The sequence below is a fragment of the Faecalibacillus sp. genome (assembly GCF_047023275.1).
Taxonomy (GTDB): domain Bacteria; phylum Bacillota_I; class Bacilli_A; order Erysipelotrichales; family Coprobacillaceae; genus Faecalibacillus.
Window position 1 is genome coordinate 12,880 of sequence record NZ_JBKYAR010000030.1, and the last position, 7,159, is coordinate 20,038.

The 7,159-nt window shown below is 31.1% G+C and carries 6 protein-coding genes; 2 read left to right on the forward strand and 4 right to left on the reverse strand.

What is annotated here, in order from left to right:
- Nucleotides 1-177 precede the first annotated feature (177 nt).
- Complete coding sequence (locus ACLVEP_RS10160) at nucleotides 178-1,509, forward strand: IS4 family transposase (RefSeq protein WP_412582691.1); 1,332 nt, start codon at nucleotides 178-180, stop codon at nucleotides 1,507-1,509.
- 233 nt (nucleotides 1,510-1,742) lie between these two features.
- On the opposite strand, the gene ACLVEP_RS10165 is transcribed toward ACLVEP_RS10160, so the two are convergent.
- From ACLVEP_RS10165 to rny, 4 genes are all read right to left on the reverse strand, one after another.
- On the reverse strand, nucleotides 1,743-1,988 hold the full coding sequence (locus ACLVEP_RS10165) for a hypothetical protein (protein WP_032089556.1): 246 nt from the start codon (nucleotides 1,986-1,988) through the stop codon (nucleotides 1,743-1,745).
- Between the two features lie 73 nt (nucleotides 1,989-2,061).
- Nucleotides 2,062-2,322, reverse strand: coding sequence for a stage V sporulation protein S (locus ACLVEP_RS10170; RefSeq protein WP_412584616.1), 261 nt, complete (start codon nucleotides 2,320-2,322; stop codon nucleotides 2,062-2,064).
- Nucleotides 2,323-2,382: 60 nt separating this feature from the next.
- Nucleotides 2,383-3,168, reverse strand: a complete 786-nt coding sequence (locus ACLVEP_RS10175; RefSeq protein WP_412584618.1) for a TIGR00282 family metallophosphoesterase — start codon at nucleotides 3,166-3,168, stop codon at nucleotides 2,383-2,385.
- Nucleotides 3,169-3,232: 64 nt separating this feature from the next.
- On the reverse strand, nucleotides 3,233-4,789 hold the full coding sequence (gene rny / locus ACLVEP_RS10180; protein ID WP_318000447.1) for a ribonuclease Y: 1,557 nt from the start codon (nucleotides 4,787-4,789) through the stop codon (nucleotides 3,233-3,235).
- Between the two features lie 432 nt (nucleotides 4,790-5,221).
- Between rny and ACLVEP_RS10185 the strand changes: the two genes are divergently transcribed.
- Nucleotides 5,222-7,069, forward strand: a complete 1,848-nt coding sequence (locus ACLVEP_RS10185) for an IS1634 family transposase (protein WP_412582585.1) — start codon at nucleotides 5,222-5,224, stop codon at nucleotides 7,067-7,069.
- The last annotated feature ends 90 nt before the right edge of the window (nucleotides 7,070-7,159 follow it).

Genomic DNA, 7,159 nt, shown 5'->3' on the forward strand with positions numbered 1-7,159 from the left:
AGTCAATGTCATTAAGTTAAGACTTTTTTAAGAGAATTTCTATATTTTATAAAATATGGGGGTTCTTTTTTTTATCTATTGACATGACTTTGATTTTGTGCGGCTTATAATGAATATTCTTTATATTCATTATAAGCCCTTTTTAGTAGGTGTATTTTTCAAAGGAGGATATTATCTATGTCAAATAAAAATACTAAAATTGCCTACTATTCCCCAAAGTGGATTTCTCGTCGCTTGGATGATGTTATCGATTCTACTGTAGAGTCTATTGGATGTTTTTGTGTTGATCCGGTTTCTAATTTTACCAGAAGCCGTATTCTTACTCCCAAGACACTTATTAAATTTATTTTAGGTTTGCAGGCTCACTCTTTGCCAAGTGAAGTTTCTGATTATTTTACTTCTTCAGATACTGATATCCCATCAGTATCTGCTGTTTCACAACGCCGTGACCTGTTGTACCCTGAAATTTTTAAATCTATCAACAGAAGATTTCTTTCTTCCATTGATAATCTGTCCACATTGAATGGTTACTATATTCTTGCACAGGATGGTTCCGATATCAATCTGCCCTTTTTACAGGATGATACTCAAATCTCTTATGGTCAGGATTCTATTGTTTGTCAATATCATCTGAATGCCTTGTATGACTGTATCAATCATGTATTTTGGGAATCAAGAATTGATCTGCCAACCAAAAAAAGTGAAGTAAGCGCACTGATTGATTTTATCAATCACCGTAATTATCCTGAAAATTCAATTATTACAGCTGATAGAAACTATGAAAGTTACAATCTCATGGCTCATTGTATTGAAAGTAATCAAAAATTTGTATTCAGAGTTAAGGATATCGATACGAAAAAAGGAATTTTGACATCTCTATCCCTACCCGATGAAATATTTGATATTACTGTTACTCGTACGCTTACAAATGTACAAACAAATGAAGTCAAGAAAAATGAAAACAATCAATTTGTATTTGTTCCTTCAACTTCTGTTTTTGATTATCTCGATGCCTGTAATCGTTTCTATGATCTTAGTTTTAGAATCATAAGATTTAAAATAGCTGGTGATAAATATGAAACATTGGTTACCAATCTTGATGAAAATGAATTCAAATTAAGTGATTTCAAAGATCTTTACCATCTTAGATGGAATGAAGAAACGGCATTCTATTATCTCAAATACGCAGTTGGCATGCTTTATTTCCATTGTAAAAAAAGGCAGCATATACAGCAGGAAATATACGCATCAATTTTATTTTATAACTATGCAAATTTGATCATTCAAAATATAAAAAAGAAGATGGAGATTAAAAAGACAAAGTACATATACAACATCAATGTAAGATCAGCATTGACCAACATAAGAAACTATTTTCGTAATCAAATAAAAGAATCCATCCTGATCAGAAACATAAAAAAATATCTGACCCCATCAAGGCCAGATAGAAACGTTCAACGTTCTATAAAACGACAATCACCAAGAGCGTTAAATAATAGAACAAGTTGACAGAGTTATTCTAACATAATTTTTTCTAGATATCACAAATTTTTTTGAGCCTAGACACTGGTTCTTTTAAAGTGCGTCAAAAATAAGATAATAAACCAAATTATTTAGGATAAAACAAAAAGAACAGAACATAGAAATATGTCTGTCCTTAACTTAACATAAATAGAACTGTCTTTTGTACAATGCCACCTTAACTTAATGACATTGACTTATCAGTCCTTATCATTTTTATCTTATCCAAAGAATCCGTCTGGTTGAATTGAGAAGTATAATACTTTACCTTCTGGAGTTCCTTTAAATACTCCTTTACAATGACCTGCTGCTTCTTCAGGTGATAATTCAGTTTCACATTCAAATTCAGCTTTGATTCCTACTTTTTTAATATATTTACATGATACTTTATCATCTGAATATCCATCAAAGAAATCAATAATTTTTTGAACTTGTCCTGTTTGCATTAATAATTTACATTTTGCCATTTTAAAAAACCTCCATTTACATGTCAGTATTATACAATGAATTTTTAAAAAAAGAAACCCTTTTCATTAAAAATTAACGTAATTCTATTACAAGTCTTAAGGCAGTAATCCTTTTATCATCGACCATTAAATCATGAAAAGAAGGAATACAGATAAGCTCTTTTCCTGTAGGTATAATATATCCTCTAGCAATCGCAATTGATTTAATTGCTTGATTAAGAGCTGCTGCACCAATTGTTTGAATCATCAGTTTATCTTGTTCCCTCATTAATGATGCTATTGCTCCTGCAACATGATTAGGAACAGAAGTTGAAGATACTTTAATCATTTCCATATTTTTGCCTCCTACTTCACTATATGAATCAAAATTAAAAAAATAACAAAAAAAAGCATCCTAAGATGCTTGATAAGGATGATCATCATTGATCAAAACTCTTTCAATAGAAATAGGTTGATGTTTATCATTAAATTCAATAACAACACCTGCAAACTGTCCTGAATTTTCAGAAATTAAAAATTTAGAACTTAAACCTCTCATACGTGTAATAACACTATCTAAATCACACCCTAAAGAACTTAAATAAGGGCCTGTCATTCCTGCATCAGAAATAAATGCTACTTGTCCATCAATGATTCTTTCATCTGCTGTTTGTACATGTGTATGTGTTCCTAAAACAGCTTGTACTTTATCTTTACAATAATAAGCTAAACCTATTTTTTCACTTGTTGCTTCTGCATGAATATCAATAATATGAATATCTTGTTCAAGATTTAAATAATCATCGATTTGATCAAAAGGATTAGAATAACGGTTATCCATAAAAACACATCCTAAAGCATTAGTAACTCTAATCTTTGTTCCTTTAACATTAAATACTCTTGAATGAACACCTGGTAAAATACTTGGTTGATTAAAAGGAACAACTAAACGATCAGCTTCATCAATAAAATCAAAAAGTTCTCTTTTATCAAAAGTATGATTTCCCATTGTCATACAATCAACACCTTCAAAAGTAAAGAAATCATAATGTTTTCTATTTAATCCTTTACCATGTGTAGCATTTTCAACATTAGCAATTACAAAATCAATTTGGTAATCTTTTCTAACACGATAAAGATAATCTTCTATCATTTGTCGTCCTACATTTCCAACGACATCTCCTATAAATAAAACTTTCATTTTCTATCCTCATTTCATAAAGGTATTTTAACATATATAAAAAAAAAGGGAATTGATTTCCCTTTTATTTTGCAATTTCGCTTGCACGAATTTCTCTTATAACAGTGACTTTAATATGTCCTGGATAAGTTAACTCTTCTTCAATCTTTGTCTTAATATCACGTGCAATCTTATGACTTGCTAGATCGTCCACTTTATCAGGTTTAACCACGATACGAATTTCACGACCAGCTTGAATTGCATAAACACGATCAACACCATCAAAACTTTTAGCCATTTCTTCAAGTTTTTCAAGTCTTTGAATATAATTTTCAATTGTTTCACTACGACTTCCTGGTCTAGCAGCTGATAATGTATCAGCAGCAGCCACTAAAATAGAAATAACACTTGTTGCTGGCACATCTCCATGATGTGAAGCAATTGCATTAATAACTGTAGGATGTTCTCCATGTTTTTTCGCAAATTTAGCACCTAATTCAACATGGCTTCCTTCCATTTCATGATCCATTGCTTTACCAATATCATGTAATAAACCAGCACGTTTAGCCAATTGTTGATTTAATCCTAATTCAGCAGCCATAATTCCTGCTAAATGAGCAACTTCTAATGAATGTTGAAGTGCATTTTGACCATAACTTGTACGATATTTTAATTTACCAATTTGTTTAACAATTTCTTTATCAATACGAGAAATTCCTAATTCAAAGATCGCATTTTCACCTGTTTTACGAATAACTTCATCTAATTCTTTTCTTGTTTTATCAACAACTTCTTCAATTCTTCCTGGTTGAATACGACCATCTCTAATTAAAGTTTCTAATGATAAACGTGCAATTTCTCTTCTTACTGGATCAAAGCAAGAAATTGTAATTGCTTCTGGTGTATCATCAATAATTAAATCAGCACCTGTTGCTTGTTCGATTGCTTTAATATTACGACCTTCACGTCCAATAATACGCCCTTTCATTTCTTCACTTGGAAGATCTACAACAGTTACTGTTCTTTCAGTAACTTCTTCTTGAGCATAACGATTAATCGCATTAGCGATAATATCTCTCGACATATCAGCAGCTTTACTTTTTGCTTCTTCTTCTTGTTCTTTTATGTAAGCAGACATTTCTAAAGAAATTTGTTGTTCAACTTGTTTGAACAATTCTTCTTTAGCTTCTCTTGCTGACATTGCTGCAACTTTTTCTAATTCGACAACTTTTGAATCAATTTTATTTTTTAATTCAGCCTCTAATTTATCTATTCCAGCTTCTTTAATATCCAATTGTTTAACTCTTTGTTCAAGAACGTCTTCTTTACCTTGAACAGCTATATCTCTTCGTTCAATTCCTTTTTCACGTTCTGAAAGTCTATTTTCAAGTTCAGTAATTTCTTGTTTTTGTTCTTTAATTTCTTTTTCTGCTTCTAATTTTAATTCATAAGCTTGCGTTTTAGCATCTAAGATAGCTTCTTTAACAAGATTATCTGCTTTACTAGTTGCATCATCGATAATCTTTTGAGCACTTACATTAGCTTTTGAAATATTTAGTTTGGCATACACAAAATAAATAAGAATTCCAACAACGATAGCTAGAACATAGGATAAAATAGTGGCGATACTTATATTTGGCATAACTCACCCTCCATTTTTCTATGCACATTCTTTTAAACGATTAATTATTTTCAAATAGATAAATATCTACTTTACAAACTCCCGTCGTTTAGCGGTTGTTTAAAATATTAAAATAAATGTTTACATAGCGCTTCTTTTTTCGCTTACTATGTATACTAAATGTGTTTTTGCGCACAAGTATATTATATGTCAAATTCATTATTTTGACAATATCAACATCTCTTTAGCTTAACAGATAACAAAAAAAAGAGGAATTTTATAATTCCCCTTCCTCGGGTTTTTGACAGTTATGTAACTTCCATACGAATATAGATATGCTCAAAGCGCTTATTCCATATAGGTTTTTTGAGTTTTTTTACTGTCAAATTTTATCATTTTAAATGTTGTATGGTGTTGTATATGGTGGTATAATGTCTCTAGGAGATGATTTTCATGAAGCTTTACTATGACAGACGTTCTAAAAATCCAACTTATTTTATTCAACAGGGTATCAGAAACGGCAAGAAAACGACTACCCGCAACATTAAAACTATTGGAAAACACAATGACCTTCTTAAAATTACTGACGATCCTCTTGAATATGCAAAACAGGAAGTCGCTAAATTCAATGAAGAATATAAAGCCAATAAAATTTCTATAGATGTCAATATCGATTTTTCTAAAAAGCTTCCTTCTTCAATGGATACTGTTGCCCATTCAAAAAATATCAATATTGGCTATTTCTTTATCCAGTCTATCTATCATGATTTGAAGATCAAAGATTTTCTGAACAATATTGTTTCGCAAACCAGGGTCGATTATGATGCTGATCTCATAAACAGATTTCTTACCATCTCTCGAATACTTGATCCTCGTTCGAAACTGGGAATCTATGATCATCTTCATATATATTATGAACAGCCGCACTATCTCTATGAATCTTCTCTTAGATTCCTATCGCTTTTGGCCAAACACTTTGATGAATACATTTCCCATTTGTATGAGGCAAGCAATAACATCATTCCAAGAGATACATCTGTATGTTATTTTGACTGTACAAACTATTATTTTGAAATTGAAACTGCAGATGAGGATTATATCGATGAAGTTACTGGTGAAATCTTTTACATGTTGAGAAAGTACGGGATTTCCAAACAGCATCAGCCAACTCCAATCGTTCAAATGGGACTGTTCATTGATGCACAGGGAATTCCTTTATCAATGTGTATCAATCCAGGAAATCAAAACGAACAGTTGTGTGCCACTTCAACCGAAGAGAAAATGATAAGATCTTTCAAAGATAAAAAACTTATCTATTGCGCTGATGCAGGACTTGGTTCCTATGATATTAGAAAGTTCAATTCTTTTGGAAGCAGAGCCTTTATAGTCACACAGTCCATAAAGAAACTGTCGAAACCTTTACAGGAAGCAGTATTTAATGATTGTGACTATAAGCTTTTATCCAACGACTTGCCTATGACACTAAAGGAAATGCACGAATTTGATAAAAATGATGAAGACAATCTCCATCTATACAATGATATCCTGTATAAAGTGATCAGTGCAGATAAGGCTGTTGATTTAGGACTTACAGAAGAATATGTGACTTCTACAGGAAAAACAGGAACAAAAAAAGTCAAAGGTGAACTGAAACAATATGTCATCATTACTTTTTCCAGAAAAGCGATGGAATATCAAAGGCATATTCGCAACAGTCAAATAGAACGTGCTCAAAGACTTATAAAAAATAATAAGGTCGAAGATTTAAAAAAGAATCAAAACGATCCAAAAAGATTCATTAAAAAAGTAAAAAATGAAAAGAATAAATATTATATTGATGAAGAGATGATAAAAAAAGAAGAGATGTATGATGGTTTCTATGCCATCGCTACAAATCTGGATGCAGAAAACGAAGCAAAAAAAATAATTGAGATCAATTCGCAGAGATATAGGATAGAAGATTGTTTTAGAGTTTTAAAAACAAATTTCAAAGCAAGACCTATAAATCATCGAAAAAATGATCGTATCATAGCACATTTTATGACATGTTATACGGCATTGCTCATTCAAAGGATAATGGAAGTAAAATTAAATCAAAAAGGCAGACATTTTACTACCGGAGAAATCATTGAAAACTTAAAAAATATGAATGTGGTCAATAATCATGATCTGTACTATCAGGCAACTTATACAGGAAGTACACTATGTGATGCTTTGAATGAAACATTTGGATTAGAATTGGACAAGGAATATTATCAGCCCAAAGAACTAAATAAAAAAATCAAAAAAATATCAAATTAGATATTCCATACAACATTTTAAAAAGAGTGAAAATCCACTGATACCAATGGGTTCCACTCTTTTTTCCTATTTAACTGTCAAAGACGGGAT